Annotated in this window: 18 protein-coding genes; 11 read left to right on the top strand and 7 right to left on the bottom strand. The window is 61.4% G+C overall.

Annotation, left to right across the window (positions count from 1 at the left end; genetic code table 11):
- Positions 1-36: 36 nt before the first annotated feature.
- Complete coding sequence (locus AB4Z20_RS16495) at positions 37-1,221, top strand: thiolase family protein (RefSeq protein WP_258690596.1); 1,185 nt, start codon at positions 37-39, stop codon at positions 1,219-1,221.
- A 189-nt stretch (positions 1,222-1,410) separates the two neighbouring features.
- Here the strand turns inward: AB4Z20_RS16495 and AB4Z20_RS16490 are convergent, their stop codons facing one another.
- On the bottom strand, positions 1,411-1,608 hold the full coding sequence (locus AB4Z20_RS16490) for a DUF6316 family protein (protein ID WP_253472489.1): 198 nt from the start codon (positions 1,606-1,608) through the stop codon (positions 1,411-1,413).
- 190 nt (positions 1,609-1,798) lie between these two features.
- Between AB4Z20_RS16490 and AB4Z20_RS16485 the strand changes: the two genes are divergently transcribed.
- On the top strand, positions 1,799-2,749 hold the full coding sequence (locus AB4Z20_RS16485) for a DMT family transporter (protein WP_214510767.1): 951 nt from the start codon (positions 1,799-1,801) through the stop codon (positions 2,747-2,749).
- Positions 2,750-2,856: 107 nt separating this feature from the next.
- Here AB4Z20_RS16485 and AB4Z20_RS16480 read toward each other — a convergent pair whose 3' ends face one another.
- Positions 2,857-4,251, bottom strand: coding sequence for a class II fumarate hydratase (locus AB4Z20_RS16480; protein WP_253472495.1), 1,395 nt, complete (start codon positions 4,249-4,251; stop codon positions 2,857-2,859).
- Between the two features lie 202 nt (positions 4,252-4,453).
- Here AB4Z20_RS16480 and AB4Z20_RS16475 point away from each other — a divergent pair, with 202 nt between their 5' ends.
- From AB4Z20_RS16475 to AB4Z20_RS16445, 7 genes are all read left to right on the top strand, one after another.
- Positions 4,454-4,981 (top strand): DUF2059 domain-containing protein, encoded by a 528-nt coding sequence (locus tag AB4Z20_RS16475; protein WP_214510769.1) that lies wholly within the window; start codon positions 4,454-4,456, stop codon positions 4,979-4,981.
- 12 nt (positions 4,982-4,993) lie between these two features.
- Positions 4,994-5,293 (top strand): BolA family protein, encoded by a 300-nt coding sequence (locus AB4Z20_RS16470; protein ID WP_014337210.1) that lies wholly within the window; start codon positions 4,994-4,996, stop codon positions 5,291-5,293.
- A gap of 266 nt (positions 5,294-5,559) precedes the next feature.
- Positions 5,560-6,501, top strand: a complete 942-nt coding sequence (trhO, locus tag AB4Z20_RS16465; protein ID WP_214510770.1) for an oxygen-dependent tRNA uridine(34) hydroxylase TrhO — start codon at positions 5,560-5,562, stop codon at positions 6,499-6,501.
- A 36-nt stretch (positions 6,502-6,537) separates the two neighbouring features.
- Positions 6,538-7,140: a DsbA family protein gene (locus tag AB4Z20_RS16460; protein WP_170845901.1), complete on the top strand. Its 603-nt coding sequence runs from the start codon at positions 6,538-6,540 to the stop codon at positions 7,138-7,140.
- On the top strand, positions 7,133-8,959 hold the full coding sequence (locus tag AB4Z20_RS16455) for an ABC transporter ATP-binding protein (protein ID WP_214510771.1): 1,827 nt from the start codon (positions 7,133-7,135) through the stop codon (positions 8,957-8,959). Before AB4Z20_RS16460 ends, AB4Z20_RS16455 begins: the two co-directional genes overlap by 8 nt.
- 190 nt (positions 8,960-9,149) lie before the next feature.
- Positions 9,150-11,609 carry an EAL domain-containing protein gene (locus AB4Z20_RS16450; protein ID WP_258690598.1) on the top strand — a complete coding sequence of 820 codons (2,460 nt, stop codon included), beginning with the start codon at positions 9,150-9,152 and terminating at the stop codon, positions 11,607-11,609.
- A 77-nt stretch (positions 11,610-11,686) separates the two neighbouring features.
- On the top strand, positions 11,687-12,457 hold the full coding sequence (locus AB4Z20_RS16445; protein WP_250886181.1) for a TenA family transcriptional regulator: 771 nt from the start codon (positions 11,687-11,689) through the stop codon (positions 12,455-12,457).
- 274 nt (positions 12,458-12,731) lie between these two features.
- On the opposite strand, the gene AB4Z20_RS16440 is transcribed toward AB4Z20_RS16445, so the two are convergent.
- The 5 genes from AB4Z20_RS16440 to AB4Z20_RS16420 all read right to left on the bottom strand — a co-directional run bounded on the left by AB4Z20_RS16440 (position 12,732) and on the right by AB4Z20_RS16420 (position 17,732).
- Positions 12,732-13,658 carry a GGDEF domain-containing protein gene (locus tag AB4Z20_RS16440; protein WP_214510773.1) on the bottom strand — a complete coding sequence of 309 codons (927 nt, stop codon included), beginning with the start codon at positions 13,656-13,658 and terminating at the stop codon, positions 12,732-12,734.
- A 354-nt stretch (positions 13,659-14,012) separates the two neighbouring features.
- Positions 14,013-14,753 carry a YciK family oxidoreductase gene (locus tag AB4Z20_RS16435; protein ID WP_258690599.1) on the bottom strand — a complete coding sequence of 247 codons (741 nt, stop codon included), beginning with the start codon at positions 14,751-14,753 and terminating at the stop codon, positions 14,013-14,015.
- Between the two features lie 211 nt (positions 14,754-14,964).
- Positions 14,965-15,636 carry an N-acetylmuramic acid 6-phosphate phosphatase MupP gene (mupP, locus tag AB4Z20_RS16430; RefSeq protein WP_214510775.1) on the bottom strand — a complete coding sequence of 224 codons (672 nt, stop codon included), beginning with the start codon at positions 15,634-15,636 and terminating at the stop codon, positions 14,965-14,967.
- Positions 15,637-15,640: 4 nt separating this feature from the next.
- On the bottom strand, positions 15,641-16,339 hold the full coding sequence (gene ubiG / locus AB4Z20_RS16425) for a bifunctional 2-polyprenyl-6-hydroxyphenol methylase/3-demethylubiquinol 3-O-methyltransferase UbiG (protein WP_014337219.1): 699 nt from the start codon (positions 16,337-16,339) through the stop codon (positions 15,641-15,643).
- Positions 16,340-16,400: 61 nt separating this feature from the next.
- Positions 16,401-17,732: a TRZ/ATZ family hydrolase gene (locus AB4Z20_RS16420; RefSeq protein WP_214510776.1), complete on the bottom strand. Its 1,332-nt coding sequence runs from the start codon at positions 17,730-17,732 to the stop codon at positions 16,401-16,403.
- Between the two features lie 106 nt (positions 17,733-17,838).
- On the opposite strand from AB4Z20_RS16420, the gene mtnA reads away from it, so the two are divergent.
- A complete protein-coding gene (gene mtnA, locus AB4Z20_RS16415) occupies positions 17,839-18,915 on the top strand; it encodes an S-methyl-5-thioribose-1-phosphate isomerase (RefSeq protein ID WP_320390066.1) in 1,077 nt (358 codons plus the stop codon).
- A 445-nt stretch (positions 18,916-19,360) separates the two neighbouring features.
- Positions 19,361-22,030, top strand: coding sequence for a DNA gyrase subunit A (gene gyrA / locus AB4Z20_RS16410; RefSeq protein WP_253472505.1), 2,670 nt, complete (start codon positions 19,361-19,363; stop codon positions 22,028-22,030).
- The last annotated feature ends 45 nt before the right edge of the window (positions 22,031-22,075 follow it).

Below are 22,075 nucleotides of genomic sequence, written 5' to 3'. Positions count from 1 at the left end.
TTCACTCTCAACCGACTCCAACAATGAGGTACAGCCATGCGTGAAGTGGTGATCGTCGACAGCGTACGGACCGGCCTGGCCAAGTCCTTTCGCGGCAAGTTCAACATGACCCGTCCAGACGACATGGCGGCCCATTGTGTCGATGCCTTGCTGGCGCGCAACGACATCAACCCGGCCAGTGTCGAGGACTGCATCGTCGGGGCCGGGTCCAATGAAGGCGCCCAGGGCTACAACATCGGGCGCAACGTGGCGGTGCTCTCGCGATTGGGCACCGGCACCGCCGGCATGACCCTCAACCGCTTCTGTTCCTCGGGCCTGCAAGCCATTGCCATCGCCGCCAACCAGATCGCTTCCGGTTGCAGCGACATCATCGTGGCGGGCGGCGTGGAATCCATCAGCCTGACGATGAAAAGCGTCAACACCGACCACCTGATCAACCCGCTGCTCAAGGAGCAGGTGCCCGGGATCTATTTCCCCATGGGCCAGACGGCCGAGATCGTTGCCCGTCGTTACCAGGTCAGCCGCGAGGAACAGGACCGCTACGCCTTGCAGAGCCAGCAGCGCACCGCCAAGGCCCAGGCGGCCGGGTTGTTCGATGACGAAATCATCTCGATGGCGGTCAAGTACCGGGTCGAGGACAAGAACACTGGCGCAGTGCAGATCCTCGACGGTGTGGTCGATCGCGACGATTGCAATCGCCCGGACACCACCTACGAAAGCCTGGCAGGCCTGAAGCCGGTGTTCGCCGAAGACGGTTCGGTGACGGCGGGCAACTCGTCGCAGTTGTCCGACGGGGCTTCGATGACCTTGGTGATGAGCCTGGAAAAGGCCCTGGCGCTGGGGCTCAAGCCCAAGGCGTTTTTCCGTGGTTTCACCGTGGCCGGTTGCGAGCCGGACGAGATGGGCATCGGCCCGGTGTTTTCAGTGCCCAAGCTGCTCAAGGCCAAGGGCTTGCAGATCGCCGATATCGATCTGTGGGAACTCAACGAGGCCTTTGCTTCCCAGTGCCTGTACAGCCGCAACCGACTGGAAATCGATCCCGAGAAATACAACGTCAACGGCGGCTCGATCTCCATCGGCCATCCATTCGGCATGACCGGCTCGCGGCAAGTGGGGCATCTGGTGCGCGAGCTGCAACGACGCAACCTGTGCTACGGCATCGTGACCATGTGCGTGGGTGGCGGGATGGGGGCTACGGGGTTGTTTGAGGCGGTGAGATAGCCACGGGCTTATGGCGCCAGAGGCTTTTGTGGCCATGGAGCTTTGGTGGCGAGGGAGCTTGCTCCCGCTCGGCTGCGAAGCAGGCGCCAAGCGGCCGATGCGGTTTATTGATGGGGCAGGGGCCGCTTCGCGACCCAGCGGGAGCAAGCTCCCTCGCCACAAGAGCGCGGAGCCAGCCATGGGTTTGACTTAGCTGGCAACCTGAGTCAACTGCTGCATCCGCTGGATATACGCTGCTATCTCCATTTCTGCCGCCTCGCGGGTGGCGAACGGACCCTCCTGGGTGCCCTCACGTGTATTGAAATAAAACTCGCCGTTAACCCGGCAGATCCGGTCACTGCGAAAAATAGTCGTAGGGGCGGGATCCAAGGCGCGTTTTCCAAGCATGTCGGGTCTCCAGAGCGCAGCGAGGTCTGTTTCAAATGAGCATATGTGTTGTCCCTGATTCCCGCCTGTCCAGCCGATCGACGGCTACGACCCCTACAATCCCATGGGCGGCCTTTGCCCAACTGTCCCTGTGTCATGACGCAATAGACGCCTAGAATGGACGTCCTTTGTCTTGGGCTTCGAGGGTTGCATGCACATATCGTCCGGTCGCTGGGTCTACGGTCTGTTCCTCGCCCTGCTGACTGCCCTGCTCTGGGGAATCCTGCCGATCAAGCTCAAGCAAGTGCTGCAAGTGATGGACCCGGTCACCGTGACCTGGTTTCGCTTGCTGGTGTCCGGCGGTTTGCTGTTCATCTATTTGGCCGCCACCCGGCGCCTGCCCAGTCACAAGGTCCTTGGCCCACGCGGCGGCTGGCTGGTGGCGATGGCGGTGCTCGGGCTGGTGGGCAACTACGTGTTGTACCTGATGGGCCTGAACCGCTTGAGCCCCGGCACCGCACAACTGGTGGTGCAGATGGGGCCGATCATGTTGCTGGTCGCCAGCCTGTTCGTGTTCAAGGAGCGTTTCAGCGTGGGGCAGGGCATCGGCCTGCTGGTGTTGCTGATCGGTTTTACGCTGTTTTTCAACCAGCGCCTGGGCGAGTTGCTGACGTCCCTGAGCGACTACACCGCCGGAGTGCTGATGGTGTTGCTGGCGTCGACGGTCTGGACGTTTTATGCCCTGGGCCAGAAGCAACTGTTGACGGTGTGGAATTCGTTGCAGGTGATGATGGTGATCTACCTGTTCTGTGCGTTGCTGCTCACGCCCTGGGTGCATCCGTTGGAGGCGCTGCAATTGAGCCCGTTGCAAGGCTGGCTGTTGCTCGCATGTTGCCTCAACACCCTGATTGCCTATGGCGCGTTTGCCGAAGCCTTGGCCCATTGGGAGGCGTCGCGGGTTAGTGCGACCCTGGCGATCACGCCGCTGGTGACGTTCGCCGCAGTGGCGATGGCGGCTTGGTGGTGGCCTGATTATGTCCATGCCGAGCAGATCAATCTGCTGGGGTATGGCGGGGCGGTACTGGTGGTGCTGGGGTCGGCGCTGGTTGCCCTGGGCCCGTCGCTGATCGCCGGGCTCAGGGCCCGGCGCGTGGGGCGTTAGCCCCCTGTGGGAGCGAGCCTGCTCGCGATGGCGGTTTGTCAGGCAACAGTGATGTCGAGCCTGCCGGCCTCATCGCGAGCAGGCTCGCTCCCACAGGGGGGCTGGCGTTAACCCTGGCTACCCGCCTCCAGCATATTCTCCGGCCGCACCCAGGCATCGAACTCTTCATCGGTCAGGTACCCCAGTTGCAGCGCCGCCTCACGCAGGGTCAAGCCTTCGCCATAGGCTTTCTTGGCGATTTCCGCAGACTTGTCGTAGCCGATGTGCGGGTTCAGTGCAGTCACCAGCATCAACCCACGCTCCAGGTGCGCGGCCATCTGCTCGGCATCCGGTTCGAGCCCGGCGATGCAGTGCTGCTGGAAGTTGCTGCAGCCATCGGCCAGCAGGCGAATCGATTGCAACAGGTTGTGGATGATCACCGGTTTGAACACGTTCAACTGCAAATGCCCCTGGCTGGCGGCAAAGCCGACGGTCACGTCGTTGCCCATGACCTGGCAGGCCAGCATCGACAAGGCTTCGCACTGGGTCGGGTTGACCTTGCCGGGCATGATGGAACTGCCCGGTTCGTTGGCCGGCAGTTTCACCTCGGCGAACCCGGCCCGGGGTCCGGAGCCCAGCAGGCGCAGGTCGTTGGCAATCTTCATCAAGGTCACGGCGAGGGTTTTCAGTGCGCCGGACAGGGACGTCAGGGGTTCATGGCCGGCCAGCGCGGCAAACTTGTTCGGCGCGGTGACGAACGGCAGGCCCGACAGCGCCGCCAGTTCAGCGGCAATCGCTTCGCCGAAACCATGGGGTGAATTGAGCCCGGTGCCGACCGCCGTGCCGCCCTGGGCGAGTTCGCAGACCGCCGGTAGCGCGGCGCGGATCGCTCGTTCGGCGTAATCGAGTTGGGCAATGAACGCCGACAGTTCCTGGCCAAAGGTGATTGGCGTGGCATCCATCATGTGGGTACGGCCAGTCTTGACCAGCTTCATGTAGCGCGCCGCCAGTTCCGCCAGGCCGCCGGACAGCTCACTGATGGCCGGGAGCAATTGCTGGTGGACGGCCTGGGCGGCGGCAATGTGCATCGCGGTGGGGAAGCAGTCGTTGGAACTCTGCGAGCGGTTGACGTGGTCGTTGGGGTGCACGGGGCTCTTGCCGCCGCGGGGGTTGCCGGCCAGTTCGTTGGCGCGCCCGGCAATCACCTCGTTGACGTTCATGTTGCTCTGGGTTCCGCTGCCGGTCTGCCAGACCACCAGTGGAAACTGGTCGTCATGCTGGCCGTCGAGCACTTCGTCGGCGGCCTGTTCGATCAGGCGGGCGATGTCGGCGGGGAGGTCGCCATTGCGATCATTGACCCGTGCGGCGGCTTTCTTGATCAGTGCCAAGGCGTGCAATACCGACAGCGGCATGCGTTCGTTGCCAATGGCGAAGTTGATCATGGAACGCTGCGTCTGGGCGCCCCAGTAGGCGTCGTCCGGGACTTCAACCTGGCCAAGGCTGTCGGTTTCGATACGGCTCATCGGGTCAAACTCCTTAAGGGCTGAATGCGCAGTTTAGGCCCAGATGGGCGGCTCCGGTTCCCTCAATCATCCCTCAATCTAGGGGCGGTGGGTTCGGCCCGTCAATCGGACCCGGCAAGCATCGGGGTTGAGGCCCAGCGTTTTTTAGGCGCAGAATGGTCGCCCTTGGGGTTTTACCTCGCCTGTAATGAAAGGAAACTCGATGACCCGTCTTCGTGCCATCTGTACCGCAGTTGCTCTGGTGTGTGCCAGCGGCCCTGTTTTCGCCGATACCGCCAGCCACAACGCCAGCGCCGAAGCGTTCCTGACCCTGGCGCACGCCGACAAACTGGGCACTCCGGTATATATGCAAGTGCAGCAGATGTTTGCCCAGCGCTTTGAACAGACCAAGGCCCCTGAGTCGAAAAAAGCCACCCTGGAAACCTACCAGGCCAAGGCCAATGCCGCGTTGGACCAAGCTATCGGCTGGAACAAGCTCAAGCCGGACATGGTCAAGCTCTACACCAGCAACTTCAGCGAATCGGAGCTCAAGGACCTGGTTGCTTTCTATCAATCGCCACTGGGCAAGAAAGTCCTGGAAAAAATGCCGCAGCTGACCCAGCAATCGGCCCAACTGACCCAGGCCAAGCTTGAAAGCGCGGTACCGGTGGTCAACAAGCTGCTGGCGGACATGACGGCCGAGCTCGAGCCAAAAGCCGCCGCCCCTGCCCCTGCCAAGAAAAAGCCGTAAGCGGAGCCTGGTATGAGCATGCAACAACGCATCGAATCGACACTCGGGCTCTTGCAGCCCGAGCACTTGCAAGTGCTGGATGAAAGCCACATGCACAGCCGTGGCCTGCAGACCCACTTCAAGGCCGTGGTGGTCAGCCAGCAGTTCGAAGGGCTCAATCGCGTCAAGCGCCACCAGAAGGTCTACGGCACGCTGGGCGAGCTGATGGGCGAATTCCATGCGTTGGCGCTGCACACCTACACCCCCGAAGAATGGGCCCAGATCGACGCAGCCCCGGCTTCGCCGACGTGTGCCGGTGGCAGCAAGCACTGACTGGGCTGCTTTGGAGGGCAAAGCCTTGAGTCTGTGGGAGCAAAGCTTGCTCGCGATGAAGTGGATGCTCTCTCAAAAACCGAGGTGTCTGCATCGCGAGCAAGCTTTGCTCCCACAGAGTCATCCTCACAGCACTGTTGCCCACAGCAATCGCTGTCTGCACCCCTCCTGTTTTTTGTTAGAATCCGCAACGCGCCGCTCACCCGGCGCGTTTTTTTTCGCATCCGGTTCACCCTTTACGAGGGTAGCCACCTGGAGAAACACCCATGGCACAACCCATTGTCGTGGCGGCACTGTATAAGTTCGTCACCCTTGAAGATTACGTCGAGCTGCGTGAGCCCTTGCTCAAGGCCATGCTCGACAACGGCATCAAAGGCACGTTGCTGATCGCCGACGAAGGCATCAACGGCACGGTCTCCGGCACTCGCGAAGGCATCGACGGCCTGCTGGCCTGGCTCAAGAACGATCCGCGCATGATCGACATCGACCATAAAGAGTCGTACTGCGATGAACAGCCGTTCTACCGCACCAAGGTCAAGCTCAAAAAAGAAATCGTCACCCTCGGCGTCGAAGGCGTGGACCCTAACAAGCAGGTCGGCACCTATGTCGAACCACAGGACTGGAACGCGCTGATCAGCGATCCGGAAGTGTTGTTGATCGACACCCGTAACGATTACGAAGTGTCCATTGGCACCTTCGAGGGCGCCATCGACCCCAAGACCACCAGCTTTCGTGAATTCCCTGAATACATCAAGGCCAACTTCGACCCGGCCAGGCACAAGAAAGTCGCGATGTTCTGCACCGGCGGCATTCGTTGTGAAAAAGCCTCCAGCTACATGCTCGGCCAGGGGTTCGACGAGGTCTATCACCTCAAGGGCGGCATCCTGAAATACCTCGAAGAGGTCCCTCGGGAAGAAACCAAGTGGCGCGGCGACTGCTTCGTGTTCGACAACCGCGTAACCGTCCGCCACGACCTCAGCGAAGGGGACTACGATCAATGTCACGCTTGTCGTACTCCGGTAAGCGTAGAAGACCGCGCCTCGGAGCACTATGTGCCTGGCATCAGTTGCCCGCACTGCTGGGATAAACTGAGCGAGAAGACCCGTCGCAGCGCCATCGACCGGCAGAAGCAGATCGAGTTGGCCAAGGCTCGCAACATGCCGCACCCGATCGGCTACAACTACAAGCAAACATCTTCCGAGGCTTGAACCATGGCGTCACGCCTGCTCTATGTGATGGACCCGATGTGTTCCTGGTGCTGGGGCTTTGCGCCGGTGGCCGAGGCGTTGGTAGAGCAGGCGCAGGCCGCGGGGGTGGAGTTGCACCTGGTGGTGGGTGGTTTGCGCACCGGCAGCGGTTCGGCGCTGGAGCCGACTACCCGGCGCTACATTCTTGAACACTGGCAGGCGGTCACCCAGGCCACCGGCCAGCCCTTCAAGCTTGAAGGCGCGTTGCCGGACGGTTTTGTCTACGACACCGAGCCTGCCTGCCGGGCACTGGTCACGGCCCGCAGCCTGGCCCCGGACCTGGCCTGGAAGTTGGTGAAGCTGATCCAGCAGGCTTTTTATGTGCAAGGTCGCGATGTGACCCACGCCAGCGTGCTGGTGGAGCTGGCCGAACAGGCCGGGCTGCCCCGCATCGAATTCGCCGCGGCCTTCGATCGCGCCGATCAACATGCGGCCACCGCTGCGGATTTCACCTGGGTACAGGACTTGGGCATTGCCGGGTTCCCGACACTGTTGGCCGAGCGTGATGGCCAGTTGGCCTTGCTGACCAACGGTTACCAGCCCCTGAGCCAACTGTCGCCTTTGCTTGGCCGCTGGCTGGAGCGCGCGACCTGTGCCTGATCGGCCGCCAGATACATCGGCCTCGCAGCGCATCGACCGGTTGAGTTGGGCGGAAATCCGTCGCCTGGCCCTCAAGCATAAAAAAGCCCTGTGGATCGCCAACGGCGTGGCCGTGCTGGCGACGCTGTGCAGCGTACCGATCCCGTTGCTACTGCCGTTGCTGGTGGATGAAGTCCTGCTGGGGCATGGCGATGCGGCCCTGAAAGTCATGAACCAGGCGTTGCCCATGGGCTGGCAGCGCGCGGCCGGCTACATCGGGCTGATGTTGCTGGCGACCCTGGCCCTGCGCTGTGGCGCATTGCTGTTCAACGTGGTGCAGGCGCGCTTGTTCGCCCGCTTGGCCAAGGACATCGTCTATCGCATTCGCATCCGCTTGATCGAACGTCTCAAGCGAATTTCCCTGGGTGAATACGAAAGCCTGGGCAGCGGCACCGTGGCGGCCCATCTGGTCACCGACCTGGATACCCTGGACAAATTCATCGGCGAAACCCTCAGTCGTTTCCTGGTGGCGATGCTGACCCTGGTGGGCACCGCCGGGATCCTGGTGTGGATGCACTGGGAGCTGGCGTTGCTGATCCTGCTGTTCAATCCGCTGGTGATCTACGCCACGGTGCAGCTGGGCAAGCGGGTCAAGCATCTCAAGAGGCTGGAGAACGACAGCACCTCGCGCTTCACCCAAGCCTTGACCGAAACCCTGGATGCCATCCAGGAAGTGCGCGCCGGTAACCGCCAGGGGTATTTCCTTGGCCGCTTGGGGATGCGCGCCAAGGAGGTCCGCGATTACGCCGTGAGTTCGCAGTGGAAAACCGATGCCTCGAACCGCGCCAGTGGTCTGCTGTTCCAGTTCGGCATCGATATTTTTCGCGCAGCGGCCATGCTCACCGTGGTGTTTTCCGACCTGTCCATCGGCCAGATGCTGGCGGTGTTCAGCTATCTCTGGTTCATGATCGGTCCGGTCGAGCAGCTGTTGAACTTGCAGTACGCCTATTACGCCGCCGGTGGTGCCTTGAACCGGATCAATGAACTGCTGGCCCGGGCCGACGAGCCCCAGTACACGGGCGTCGTCGACCCATTCAAGGGTCGTGACACGGTGGGCATCGAGATCCAGGGGCTGAGTTTCGGCTACGGTGAGGAGCTGGTGCTCAACCAGTTGAACCTGTCCATCTCGCCGGGCGAGAAAGTCGCCATCGTCGGGGCCAGCGGCGGCGGCAAGAGCACCCTGGTACAGCTGTTACTGGGACTGTACACGCCACAATCGGGCAGCATTCGTTTTGGTGGCGCCACGCAACAGGAGATCGGCCTGGAGACCATCCGGGAGAATGTTGCAGTGGTGTTGCAACATCCGGCGCTGTTCAACGACACGGTGCGGGCCAACCTCGCCATGGGGCGTGAGTGCAGTGACGACGACTGCTGGCGCGCTCTGGAAATCGCCCAGCTCGATGCCACCGTACGGGCGCTGCCCCAGGGCCTGGAGAGCGTCGTTGGGCGTTCCGGAGTGCGGCTGTCGGGCGGACAGCGTCAACGGCTGGCCATCGCTCGCATGGTATTGGCCGACCCACGGGTGGTGATTCTCGACGAAGCCACCTCGGCACTGGACGCTGCGACCGAGTACAACCTTCACCAGGCATTGGCGCGTTTTTTGAGCGCACGCACCACGCTGATCATCGCCCACCGGCTCTCGGCGGTGAAGCAGGCCGATCGGGTATTGGTGTTCGACGGTGGGCAAATCGCCGAGGACGGCGATCATTTGCAGCTGATTGCCGAAGGTGGCCTGTACGCCCGACTCTATGGTCATTTGCAACAGATTCAGCAGCCTTGAGTTTCTAGCGCTTTTCTGCGCTTAGTATCGGAAAAAAAGCAGGCAAACACGCCGATTTTTCTGAATTCCACGCAAAGTCTGTCGATCTGTTCATCCATTCATTCGAAGGGTTGAAAACTAGCCTAGGCTATTGAGTCTGGAGCGGAATTCTGGCGGGTGTTTGTCCGGCGATACCTGTGCAAGGGACCTCATGAAGCAAAAGCAGACTCTCGGAACACCACGGCTGCTGGGCATCGTCTGGCCCTTTATTGCCGTCGTGCTATTTCAGGCATTGCTTGGCGGCGTCAGCCTTTACGTGCTGTCCGCCGTTCGCGGCTATGTGGCGGGAGAGAGTCTCTGGTCCAAGGGGCAGAAAGACGCCATCTATTACCTCAACCTCTACGCTGACAGCCGCGACGAGGCGATTTTCCGCAAATACCAACAAGCCATTGCCGTCCCCGAGGGCGGTCATGACCTACGGGTGGCGCTGGACCGCGAACCGCCGGATCTGGAAGCTGCACGGGCCGGAATTCTCCAAGGTGGCAACCATCCTGATGACGTGTCCAGCGTGATCTGGTTGTACCTCAATTTTCGCCACTTCAGTTACCTGGAAGAAGCCATCGATCTCTGGACGGTGGGCGACGGCTACCTGATCGAGCTGGATAGCGTCGCCCGGCAGATGCACAGCAGCATTACCGCAGGCCAGGCGTCGGAGGCGGATATCCGCGGCTGGAAGGCCCGGATATTTGCGATCAACGATTCCGTTACCCCGGCTGCCAAGGCATTCAGCGACGCACTGGGCGAGGGCTCGCGTTTCATCCTGCGGCTCTTGTTGGTGACCAATTTCGCCACGGCCCTGGGGTTGATCGTCCTGGCGTTGTTGCGGACCCATAAATTGCTCGCCCAGCGGCAGGTGTTTGCCAATGCGCTGCAGATGGAGAAAGAGCGGGCGCAGATCACCCTGCAATCCATTGGCGACGGGGTCATCACCACCGACGTCGAGGGTGCCATCGCCTACATGAACCCCGCTGCCGAAGCGATGACCCATTGGAAAACCGAACACGCCACGGGCTTGCCCCTGGGGGCGTTGTTCAATTTGCTCGATGACAATGCCCAGACCGAGGGGCTGACCCTGATCGAGCACATCCTCAGCGGCCGGCTCAGCGGTGCCAGCGAACATTCCAAACTGATCCAGCGCCTGGATGGCAGCACCGTATCGGTCACCCTGGTGGGCGCGCCAATCCGTCATGCGGGCAAGGTCAGCGGCGCCGTGCTGGTGTTGCATGACATGACCCAGGAACGCCAATACATCGCCAACCTGTCGTGGCAGGCCACCCATGACGCCCTGACTGGCCTGGCGAACCGCCGGGAATTCGAGTATCGCCTCGAGCAGGCCTTGCACAACCTCACTCGCCAGGTCGGGCGCCATGCCTTGATGTTTCTCGACCTGGATCAGTTCAAGCTGGTCAACGACACCTGCGGCCATGCAGCGGGTGACGAATTGTTGCGGCATATCTGCGCCTTGCTGCAATCAGGGTTGCGGGAAAGCGACACCCTGGCCCGGCTGGGCGGGGATGAGTTCGGGATCTTGCTGGAGAACTGTTCGCCGGAATCGGCGGAAAAAATTGCCGAAGGGCTGCGCCAGACCGTGCAGAACCTGCACTTTGTCTGGAAGGGCCGGCCGTTCGTGACCACCGTGAGCATCGGCCTGGTGCATATCGCCCAGACACCGACGACCCTCGAGGCGTCCCTGCGGGCTGCCGACATGGCCTGCTACATGGCCAAGGAAAAGGGCCGCAACCGGGTCCAGGTCTACCATGCCGACGACTCGGAGCTGTCCCTGCGTTTTGGCGAAATGGCCTGGGTCCAGCGCTTGCACATGGCCCTGGAGGAAAATCGCTTCTGCCTCTACGCCCAGGAAATCGCCGCGTTGGGCCCGGGCGAGCATGGCGGCGGGCACATTGAGATCCTGTTGCGCCTGCATGACGAAGCCGGGCGGATGATCCTGCCGGACAGCTTCATTCCCGCGGCGGAACGCTACGGCTTGATGACGTCCCTGGACCGTTGGGTGGTGGAGAATGTCTTCAAGATCATCCGCCAGTGCCTGAATGAATCGCGACAAGGGCCCATGGCGATGTGTGCGATCAATCTGTCAGGCACAACTATAGGAGATCAGGCGTTCCTCGACTTCCTGCGTAAACAGTTCGCGGCCTACTCGATTCCGCCGGAAATGATTTGTTTTGAAATTACAGAGACCAGCGCTATTTCGAATCTGGGCAGTGCGATCCGCTTTATCAATGAACTCAAGAGCTTGGGATGTTACTTCTCGCTGGATGACTTTTGCGCCGGAATGTCTTCATTCGCTTACCTGAAACATTTACCTGTAGACTTCCTGAAGATCGACGGGAGTTTCGTAAAGGATATGCTGGACGACCCGATTAACCGTGCAATGGTCGAAGTGATCAATCACATCGGCCACGTCATGGGTAAGCGCACGATTGCCGAGTTTGTTGAAACCGCCCAGATCGAGCAGGCATTGCTGGAAATAGGGGTGGATTACGCTCAGGGGTATGTGATCGAACGCCCGCAATTGTTTACCTGCGACACGTTGCAATGTCGGCCGGCCCGGCCCCAGCCGTTGTTATTCAAGGCCCCCGGCACGTTCCGCTGAACCTCTTGTTGATCCGGAAAATCACAATCAAAAGGAGCCCGACAGTGATCGACACATTCAACCGAACAGGCCCGCTCATGGACGCCACGAGCTATCCGAAATGGGCACAGCAGCTCATTACCGATTGCAGCGAGAGCAAGCGCCGGGTTGTCGAACACGAACTGTACCAGCGCATGCGCGACAACAAGCTCAGCGCCAGGACCATGCGCCACTACCTCATTGGTGGTTGGCCGGTCGTCGAACAGTTCGCTTTATACATGGCACAGAACCTCACCAAGACCCGCTTTGCCCGCCACCCCGGCGAGGACATGGCGCGTCGCTGGCTGATGCGCAACATTCGTGTCGAACTCAACCATGCCGACTACTGGGTCAACTGGAGCGCCGCCCATGGCGTGACCCTGGAAGACCTGCAAGCCCAGCATGTGCCGCCTGAGCTGCATGCCTTGAGCCACTGGTGCTGGCACACCAGTTCCTCGGATTCGCTGATCGTGGCCATCGCCGCGACCAACTATGCGATTGAGGGGGCCACGGGAGAGTGGTCGGCGCTGGTGTGTTCCAGCGGTGTCTACGCGGCCGCTTTCGCCGAGGAAGACCGCAAGCGGGCGATGAAATGGCTGAAGATGCATGCCCAGTACGACGATGCCCATCCTTGGGAAGCGCTGGAAATCATCTGCACGCTGGCGGGAATGAACCCAAGCAAAGCCCTGCAAACGGAGCTGCGCCAGGCCGTGTGCAAGAGCTATGACTACATGTACCTGTTCCTGGAGCGTTGCATGCAACTGGAGCAGTCGGAGACGGTGAGCAAGTCCTCATCCACCCGTGAGCGCCTGGCACTGGCGGAAAGCTGATTTCTACCGCTACAGATCGCCACAACTTGTGGGAGCGAGCCTGCTCGCGAAGGGGGCTGACAGTCGACGGGGAGGTCGACTGCCAGGCCGCTATCGCGAGCAGGCTCGCTCCCACAGTTGTTTTGGGTGGGTGCTGGTTTGTGATCGCCGCAAGACTTTGTGGGAGCGAGCTTGCTCGCGATAGCGGTGGGTCAGCTGCGCAGATGTTGGATGTGCTGCCGTCATCGCGAGCAAGCTCGCTCCCACAAGGATGTGGTGTTCCTACATTGTCGTTTCAGCCTGCCATTGCCAGTCGATTACGTCCTTCGCGCTTGGCCACGTACAGTGCGCTGTCAGCCCTGCGCAGCAGGCTTTCCGATGATTCCCCCGGTAGCAGGGTGGCGCAACCCAGGCTGACCGTCAGCTCGATCCTTGTGCTCGCGGCGAAATAATCCTGGGCCTGGGCGGCGTAGCGCAGTCGTTCGCCGACCATGGCTGCAGCATCCCGGCTGGTGTTGGCCAGCAGGATCAGAAACTCCTCACCGCCGAACCGGAACACCATGTCCACGTTACGCAGTTGGCCCTTGATCGACTCGGCCACAGCCTTGAGCACTTCGTCACCAACGCCGTGACCATGGCTATCGTTGATGCGCTTGAAATGGTCGATGTCGAGCATCAGCACCGACAAGGGCTGCGAATGACGCTTGGCCATGTCGATTTCACGCATCAGCGTCTGGTCCATGGCAATGCGGTTGCCGGTACCGGTCAGCGGATCGCGCAGGGCGCTCTGGGTGGCGGCGCGATAGAGCAATGCGTTGCGCAGTGGATACAGCAGCGTCGACATAATGGATTCAAGGTCGCTCTGTTCCGCTTCGGTGAAGCGCTGGTTGCGACGGAATACCAATTCACCCAGGTGTTCGCCTTCATGGCTGAGGTTATAGCTGAGGGTGTGATGCCCGCGTTGCCCGAACTCCAGGCGCAAGTCACTGGCCTTGTGCTGATAGGCCAACGCATCCAGGGGCACCAGCCGCTGGATTTCCCGGAAAAACAGGCCGAGGATGCGCTGTGGCTCCAGGCTGGTCTGCAGCTGCTGGCTCAGTTGCTGGCGCATTTGCGAAAGACTGACGGAGCGTGCCGCGAGCGGCGATGGCTGGCCAAGACCCAGACGTTGCAATTTGGCGCTGTCGAAGTCGATCGCGTTGATCTGGGTGGGCGTTTTCATATGGCGTTAGCCCCTAAGCTAAATCTGTCCTGGCAGGTTGGGTGTGGCGGCTTTGGGCTGCGCGTCGTACTGGTCCTTCAGTCCCGTAGGACCATTGAGCTAAGTTTAGTCCGCTTTCCCTGTCAGGCATAAATCTCGTCTCGATGTCCGTTACCCGCCGAACATGGCGTGTTTGAGGATATTTAGAGCGAAAGTCGTGCCATTCGGTTCACTTCAATAAAAACCCTTTATAAATCAATGCATTGTCGGCAGATTGCGACATTTCCAGCGACGTGGGTTTGGCGGTTGGCCTGGTTTGGCATCGAATAGAGCCTGCATCGCGACGGTAAGTCGTCGCGATGCAGGCCGAGGCCATTATTGCGCGTTGAGCGCCTGGCCGTTGACGCCGGAGCTGTCCGGGCCCATCAGGTACAGGTAGACCGGCATGATCTCCTCGGGCGTCGGATTGTTGAGCGGGTTTTCCCCCGGGTAGGCCTGGGCGCGCATGCTGGTGCGGGTGGCGCCGGGGTTGATGCTGTTGGCGCGCACGGCGGCGACGGTGTCGACTTCGTCGGCCAGGGTCTGCATCAGCCCCTCGGTGGCGAACTTGGACACGCCATAGGCGCCCCAGTACGCCCGGCCCTTGCGTCCGACGCTGCTGGAGGTGAACACCACGGACGCATCCTGGGACAGCTTGAGCAGGGGCAGCAAGGTGCTGGTGAGCATGAACATCGCGTTGACGTTGACGTGCATCACCCGCATGAAGTTCTCACCGGACAACTGTTCCAGCGGCGTACGCGGGCCGATGATCGAGGCGTTGTGCAGCAGGCCGTCCAGATGACCGAACTCGGTTTCGATCATGGCCGCCAGTTCATCGTACTGATGAGGCAGCGCGGTTTCGAGGTTGAACGGGATCACCGCTGGCTGCGGATGACCGGCCGCTTCGATTTCATCGTAGACCTGGGTCAGGTTGGCTTCGGTCTTGCCCAGTAGCAGCACGGTGGCGCCATGGGCGGCGTAGGCTTTCGCCGCAGCGGCACCGATACCGCGACCGGCGCCCGTGACCAGAATCACCCGGCCATTGAGCAGGTCGGGGCGGGCGGAATAATCAAACATAAAAGAACCTCAACAAATAAAGCGGCACGGTACTGTGGGTGCAGAGCAATCATGGCCAGTGAGCTTAGTGAGCTAGGTGGGCTCTTGTGGCGAGGGAGCTTGCTCCCGCTGGACCGCGAAGCGGTCCCCAGGCGACGGCTTCGCCGCCGGACGGGAGCAAGCTCCCTCGCCACAAAAGCGACATCACCAAAGCGACATCAACAGAATCAGCTCAGCAACCGCACAACGCGTTATCCAGCACCTCGCGCAGCGCCGATGGGTGATCGATCACCACATCCGCGCCCCAGTGCCTGGGGTTGTCGTCCGGGTGGATGTAGCCGTAGGTCACCGCGCAGGTCTTGGTGCCAGCGCTGCGGCCGGACTCGATGTCCCGCAGGTCATCACCCACGAACAGCACGCTGGCCGGGTCCAGGTCGAGCATCTTGCACGCCAGGGTCAGCGGTTCCGGGTCTGGCTTGCTGTTTTTCACGTGGTCAGGGCAGATCAGCACTTTCGAGCGTTCGGCCAGGCCCAGTTGCTGCATGATCGGTTCGGCGAAACGCACCGGCTTGTTGGTGACCACGCCCCAGATCAGGTTGGCCGCTTCGATATCGGCCAGCACCTCGGCCATGCCGTCGAACAAGTGGCTGTGGACCGCGCAATCCTTGAGGTAGCGGTCGAGGAACTCCTGGCGCAGTTCCTCGAACCCCGGTGATTCCGGGTCCATGGAAAAGGTCACCGCGACCATCGCCCGGGCACCGCCGGAAATCTCGTCGCGAATGTGCTGGGTGTTCATCGGTGGCAAGCCACGGTCGGCGCGCATGGCCTGGCAGATGGCGATGAAGTCCGGCGCGGTGTCGAGCAGCGTGCCGTCCATGTCGAAGAGAACCGCTTTGAGACGCATCGACTTACTCCTCGCGCAGGGTCTGGATCATGTAGTTGACGTCAACGTCGGCGGCCAGCTTGTAGTGCTTGGTCAGCGGGTTGTAGGTCAGGCCAATGATGTCCTTGACGGTCAGCCCGGCCGCACGGCTCCAGGCGCCCAGTTCGGAAGGGCGGATGAATTTCTTGAAGTCGTGAGTGCCGCGAGGCAGCAGCTTCATGATGTATTCGGCGCCGACGATGGCGAACAGGTAGGCCTTCGGATTGCGGTTGATGGTGGAGAAAAACACCTGGCCGCCCGGCTTGACCATGCGAAAGCACGCGCGGATGACCGAGGACGGGTCCGGCACGTGCTCGAGCATTTCCAGGCAGGTGACCACGTCGAATTGGCCGGGCATTTCTTCGGCCAGGCCCTCGGCGGTGATCTGCCGGTATTCCACGCTGACGCCCGACTCCAGTTGATGCAGTTGTGCAACCGCCAGTGGCGCTTCGCCCATATCGATGCCCATCACCGTCGCCCCGCGCTGGGCCATGGCTTCGCTGAGGATGCCGCCGCCACAACCGACGTCGAGTACCTTCTTGCCAGCCAGGTTGACCCGTTCGTCAATCCAGTTGACCCGCAGCGGGTTGATGTCGTGCAGCGGCTTGAATTCACTTTCACGGTCCCACCAGCGATGGGCCAGGGCTTCGAATTTGGCGATTTCGGCGTGGTCGACGTTGCTCATGTGCAGATCCTCGAAAAGCTTGAAAAATCAGGTGCCCCGAGCCGTGGCTCAAGGGGCGTGGTTATTCGTTGTGGCCGCTGATGCGGCGACCCCAGGCCTGGGCCGTGGCGATCAGTCTTGATTCGTCCATGCGGGTCAGTCGGCCATCTTCCAATAGCGGCTTGCCGCCCACCCACAGGTGTTTTACGCAATCGCGACCGGTGGCATAGATCAACTGCGACACCGGGTCATAGATCGGCTGCTGGGCCAGGCCCGACAGATCGAAGGCCACCAGGTCGGCGGCCTTGCCGACTTCCAGCGAGCCGACTGTTGCTTCGATGCCCAGCGCCCGGGCACCATTGAGCGTGGCCATGCGCAGTGCCCGATGAGCATCCAGGGCCGTGGCGGAACCGGCGACGGCCTTGGCCAGCAGGGCGGCGGTGCGGGTTTCGCCCAGCAAGTCCAGGTCGTTGTTGCTCGCCGCACCGTCGGTGCCGAGGGCGACATTGACGCCGGCCTGCCACAGGCGCTCCACTGGGCAGAAACCGCTGGCCAGCTTCAGGTTCGATTCCGGGCAGTGGATCACGCTGCAATTGCTTTCTACCAGCAAGGCCTGGTCTTCGTCGCTGATTTGAGTCATGTGCACGGCCTGAAAGCGTGGCCCCAGCAGCCCAAGTCGTCCCAGGCGTGCCAGCGGTCGCTCCGCGGTGTTATCCACAGCCTGCTGCACTTCGAAGGCGGTTTCGTGAACATGCATATGAATGGCCGCGTCCAGTTCCTCGGCGATCACGCGGATTTTCTCCAGGTTTTCGTCGCCCACGGTGTAGGGCGCGTGCGGGCCGAATGCGACTTTGATTCTTGGGTGGTGCTTGAGGTCGCCAAACAACTCGATGCCCTGACGAATGGCTTCGTCGGCGCTGGCGGCGCCGGGGATCGGGAAATCGAGGATTGGAATCGCGATTTGCGCACGAATACCGCTGTCGTGGACACACTCGCTGGCGATCTTGGGGTAGAAATACATGTCGGAGAAGCAGGTGATGCCGCCCTTGATCTGCTCGGCGATGGCCAGGTCGGTGCCGTCGCGTACGAAATCCTCATCGACCCATTTGGCTTCCGCCGGCCAGATGTGCTGTTCGAGCCAGGTCATCAAGGGCAGGTCGTCGGCCAGGCCGCGGAACAGGGTCATGGCCGCGTGGCCGTGGGCGTTGATCAGGCCGGGGCTGAGCAGCATGCCGGGCAGCTCACGGACCTGGGCGGCGTCACACTTGAGTGCTTCTGCCCGTGGGCCGATGAATACGATGCAGCCGTCCCGGATGCCCAGGCCATGATCCTTGAGCACTACACCGGCGGGTTCGACAGGCACCAACCAGGTCGGCAGCAATAATAAGTCGAGCGCAACGGCAGGCTTGGGCATCGTGGAACGGTTCCATGGGGTATAAAGGATGGCGAAGTATACCCGAGCGTCTTCGCGGAGGGATCGCTATAATCGGCGGCTTTTGTTCTTGAGTACGGGGTGAAGGATGCGCGATCGACTATTGGCTGCGGAGAAGGTGAAGGCCATCGATTGGCGTGATGGCGTCCTGTACCTGTTGGACCTGCGTGTCTTGCCGTTCGAGGAAAACTGGGTCGCCTGCACCTGTGCCGCCGATGTGGCCGAGGCCATTGGCTCGCTGGTGGTGCGCGGCGCGCCGGCCATCGGTATCAGCGCGGCTTATGGTGTCGTGCTGGCGGCGCGGGCCAGGAAGGCCGAGGGCGGTGATTGGCAAGCGGCCCTGGAGGCTGATTTTGCCTTGCTGGCCGAGGCCCGGCCGACAGCGGCGAGCCTCTTCTGGGCGCTGGATCGGATGCGCGACCGGTTAGGGCGCTTGAAAGAGCACGCTGAGCCGCTGGCGGTACTTGAGGCCGAAGCCATCGCGATCCACGAAAGTGACCGCGAAGCCAACCTGACCATGGCCCAGCTCGGTGTCGACCTGATCCGCAAGCACCAGGGCAACGCCCAGGCCATCCTCACCCATGGCAGCACCGGCGCCCTGGCGACCGGCGGCTTCGGCACGGCCTTGGGAGTCATCCGTGGCGCGTATACCGAAGGCATGGTGGAGCGCGTCTATGTCGACGAAACCCGTCCATCGCTGCAAGGCTCGCGCCTGACGGCGTGGGAGCTGGCCCGTGAGAGCATCCCGGTGACTCTCAACGCCGATTCCGCCGCTGCCCACATCATGAAGACGAAAGGTGTGACCTGGGTGATCGTCGGTGCCGACTGCATCACCGCCAATGGTGACGTGGCGAACAAGATCGGTACCTATCAACTGGCGGTCTGTGCCATGCACCATGGCGTGCGTTTCATGGTGGTGGCGCCGAGTTCGACCATTGACATGAGCCTGGCCAGCGGTGAAGACATTCCGGTCGAGGAGCGCGATGGGCGTGAGCTGCTGGAAATCGGTGGCAAGAGGCTCGGTGCGGAGGTGGACGCCTTCAACCCAACGTTTGATGTCACTCCGGCGGATTTGATCGATGTCATCGTCACGGAGAAGGGCATCATCGAGCGCCCGGACACCGCCAAGCTGGCGCAGTTGATGTGCCGCAAGCGGTTGCACTGAAGATTTTTGCTGTCTGGTCCATCGCCATCGCGAGCAGGCTCGCTCCCACAGTGGATAGGAGGTGTGTCTGAAATTTCAGGCACAAAAGATCCTTGTGGGAGCGAGCCTGCTCGCGATGAGGCCCTTAAAGGCAACAAATCCCTTGCATTTTCGCCCTGATTCTCCATCCGCAGCGCTTCTAAGCCCCTCTGGTCCCATATCAGCCTGTCACCGGTCAACTAACTACGCACCATGCGCATCTGGGGGATAGGTGCGTGGCGGCTCTTGTGATAACATCCGGCGGTTTCCAAGGCTGCCTCGCGAGGTGGCCTTTACTGCGCAGATCCATGGCATAACTCGTTGATTTGTCGTAAGTCGCTGCACGGCACTTGTTCTGCAGCGGCGAGCTTCGTTCGTCCCATCTGGATGTGACGAGGTTTCACCAGAAAAAGGAATCAGGCTTCTCATGGGCGAACTGGCCAAAGAAATCCTCCCGGTCAATATCGAAGACGAGCTGAAACAGTCCTACCTCGACTACGCAATGAGCGTAATCGTCGGGCGGGCGCTGCCGGATGCGCGCGATGGCTTGAAGCCCGTGCACCGGCGTGTGCTGTTCGCGATGAGCGAGCTGGGCAACGACTTCAACAAGCCGTACAAGAAATCTGCCCGTGTCGTCGGCGACGTGATCGGTAAGTATCACCCCCACGGCGACACTGCCGTGTACGACACCATCGTTCGTATGGCGCAGCCATTCTCCTTGCGCTACCTGCTGGTAGACGGCCAGGGCAACTTCGGTTCCGTGGACGGCGACAACGCCGCGGCCATGCGATACACCGAAGTGCGCATGACCAAGCTGGCCCACGAACTGCTGGCCGACCTGCACAAGGAAACCGTGGACTGGGTGCCGAACTACGACGGCACCGAAATGATCCCGGCGGTCATGCCGACCCGTATTCCGAACCTGCTCGTCAACGGCTCCAGCGGTATCGCCGTGGGCATGGCGACCAACATCCCGCCGCACAACCTCGGTGAAGTCATCGACGGTTGCCTGGCCCTCATCGACAATCCCGAGCTGACCGTCGATGAGCTGATGCAATACATCCCGGGTCCGGACTTCCCGACCGCCGCGATCATCAACGGTCGCGCCGGCATCATCGAAGCCTACCGCACCGGCCGTGGCCGCATTTACATGCGCGCCCGTTCCACCGTCGAGGACATCGACAAGGTTGGCGGCCGCCAGCAGATCGTCATCACCGAGCTGCCGTACCAGCTGAACAAGGCTCGCCTGATCGAGAAGATCGCCGAGCTGGTGAAAGAGAAGAAGCTCGAAGGCATCACCGAGCTGCGTGACGAGTCCGACAAGGATGGCATGCGCGTCGTGATCGAGTTGCGTCGTGGCGAAGTGCCTGAGGTGATCCTCAACAACCTCTACGCCCAGACCCAGCTGCAAAGCGTGTTCGGCATCAACATCGTTGCGCTGATCGACGGCCGTCCGCGGATCCTGAACCTCAAGGACCTGCTGGAAGCTTTCGTACGTCACCGTCGCGAAGTGGTCACCCGCCGTACCGTGTTCGAACTGCGCAAGGCTCGCGAGCGTGGTCACATTCTCGAAGGCCAGGCCGTTGCCCTGTCGAACATCGACCCGGTGATCGCCTTGATCAAGGCCTCGCCAACGCCGTCGGAAGCCAAGGAAGCGCTGATCAGCACCCCTTGGGAGTCCTCCGCGGTGGTGGCGATGGTCGAGCGCGCTGGCGCCGACTCGTGCCGTCCGGAGAACCTCGACCCGCAGTACGGCCTGCGCGAAGGCAAGTACTTCCTGTCCCCGGAACAGGCGCAAGCCATCCTGGAGCTGCGCCTGCACCGCCTGACCGGCCTGGAGCACGAGAAGCTGCTRGCCGAGTATCAGGAAATCCTCAACCAGATCGGCGAGCTGATCCGCATCCTCAACAGCGCCACGCGCCTGATGGAAGTGATCCGCGAAGAACTGGAAGTGATTCGCGCCGAGTACGGCGACGTGCGCCGCACCGAGATCCTCGATGCGCGCCTGGACCTGACCCTGGGTGACATGATCCCGGAAGAAGAGCGCGTGGTGACCATTTCCCACGGCGGCTACGCCAAGACCCAGCCGCTGGCCGCCTACCAGGCCCAGCGTCGCGGCGGCAAAGGCAAGTCGGCGACCGGCGTCAAGGACGAGGACTACATCGCTCACCTGCTGGTCGCCAACAGCCACACCACGCTGCTGCTGTTCTCCAGCAAAGGCAAGGTGTACTGGCTCAAGACCTACGAAATTCCGGAAGCGTCCCGTGCCGCACGTGGTCGTCCGCTGGTCAACCTGTTGCCGCTGGACGATGGTGAATACATCACCACCATGCTGCCGGTGGAGGAATACACCGAAGGTCACTACATCTTCATGGCTACCGCCAACGGCACCGTGAAGAAGACCCCGCTGGAATCCTTCAGCCGCCAGCGCAGCGTCGGCCTGATTGCCCTGGAACTGGACGAAGGCGACGTGCTGATTTCCGCCGCCATCACCGACGGCGAACGTGAGGTCATGCTGTTCTCCGACGGTGGCAAGGTCACTCGCTTCAAGGAATCCGACGTGCGTGCCATGGGCCGTACCGCCCGCGGTGTGCGCGGCATGCGCCTGCCGGAAGGCCAGAAACTGATTTCCATGCTGATCCCCGAAGAAGGCAGCCAGATCCTCACCGCTTCGGCGCGTGGTTATGGCAAGCGCACGGCCATCAGCGAGTTCCCTGAGTACAAGCGTGGCGGCCAGGGCGTGATCGCCATGGTCAGCAACGACCGTAACGGTCGTCTGGTTGGCGCTGTCCAGGTGCTCGATGGCGAGGAGATCATGTTGATCTCCGACCAGGGCACCCTGGTGCGTACGCGAGTCGCCGAAGTCTCGAGCCTGGGCCGTAACACCCAGGGCGTGACGCTGATCAAGCTGGCCAGCGACGAAACGCTGGTAGGGCTTGAGCGAGTGCAGGAGCCATCGGAAGTCGAAGGCGAGGAGCTGGAAAGCGAGGAAGGCGAAGGCACGGCATTCGACGGCACCCTGGGTGCCGATGTCGACGACGTGACCGGCGACCAGCCGCTCGACGCTGCCGCAGACGAAGAAGAACCGCAGGACTAAGCGGACACGCGGGGGGCGGATGAAGATTCGCCCCCTTGTTGTTTG

Origin of the sequence: Pseudomonas sp. KB_12, from assembly GCF_052114545.1 — a bacterium.
Classification (GTDB): domain Bacteria; phylum Pseudomonadota; class Gammaproteobacteria; order Pseudomonadales; family Pseudomonadaceae; genus Aquipseudomonas; species Aquipseudomonas brassicacearum.
The sequence above is the reverse complement of the archived record's forward strand: the minus strand, read 5'-3'. Positions and strand labels throughout refer to the sequence as shown.

Coding starts and splice junctions, on each gene's coding strand:
- AB4Z20_RS16490 (WP_253472489.1), bottom strand. CDS start 1,608: ATGCTTGGAAAACGCGCCTTGGATCCCGCCCCTACGACTATTTTTCGC.
- AB4Z20_RS16450 (WP_258690598.1), top strand. CDS start 9,150: ATGAAGCAAAAGCAGACTCTCGGAACACCACGGCTGCTGGGCATCGTC.
- AB4Z20_RS16460 (WP_170845901.1), top strand. CDS start 6,538: ATGTGTTCCTGGTGCTGGGGCTTTGCGCCGGTGGCCGAGGCGTTGGTA.
- trhO (WP_214510770.1), top strand. CDS start 5,560: ATGGCACAACCCATTGTCGTGGCGGCACTGTATAAGTTCGTCACCCTT.
- AB4Z20_RS16445 (WP_250886181.1), top strand. CDS start 11,687: ATGGACGCCACGAGCTATCCGAAATGGGCACAGCAGCTCATTACCGAT.
- AB4Z20_RS16485 (WP_214510767.1), top strand. CDS start 1,799: ATGCACATATCGTCCGGTCGCTGGGTCTACGGTCTGTTCCTCGCCCTG.
- mtnA (WP_320390066.1), top strand. CDS start 17,839: ATGCGCGATCGACTATTGGCTGCGGAGAAGGTGAAGGCCATCGATTGG.
- AB4Z20_RS16480 (WP_253472495.1), bottom strand. CDS start 4,251: ATGAGCCGTATCGAAACCGACAGCCTTGGCCAGGTTGAAGTCCCGGAC.
- AB4Z20_RS16470 (WP_014337210.1), top strand. CDS start 4,994: ATGAGCATGCAACAACGCATCGAATCGACACTCGGGCTCTTGCAGCCC.
- AB4Z20_RS16495 (WP_258690596.1), top strand. CDS start 37: ATGCGTGAAGTGGTGATCGTCGACAGCGTACGGACCGGCCTGGCCAAG.
- AB4Z20_RS16475 (WP_214510769.1), top strand. CDS start 4,454: ATGACCCGTCTTCGTGCCATCTGTACCGCAGTTGCTCTGGTGTGTGCC.
- ubiG (WP_014337219.1), bottom strand. CDS start 16,339: ATGAGCAACGTCGACCACGCCGAAATCGCCAAATTCGAAGCCCTGGCC.
- AB4Z20_RS16420 (WP_214510776.1), bottom strand. CDS start 17,732: ATGCCCAAGCCTGCCGTTGCGCTCGACTTATTATTGCTGCCGACCTGG.
- AB4Z20_RS16435 (WP_258690599.1), bottom strand. CDS start 14,753: ATGTTTGATTATTCCGCCCGCCCCGACCTGCTCAATGGCCGGGTGATT.
- mupP (WP_214510775.1), bottom strand. CDS start 15,636: ATGCGTCTCAAAGCGGTTCTCTTCGACATGGACGGCACGCTGCTCGAC.
- AB4Z20_RS16440 (WP_214510773.1), bottom strand. CDS start 13,658: ATGAAAACGCCCACCCAGATCAACGCGATCGACTTCGACAGCGCCAAA.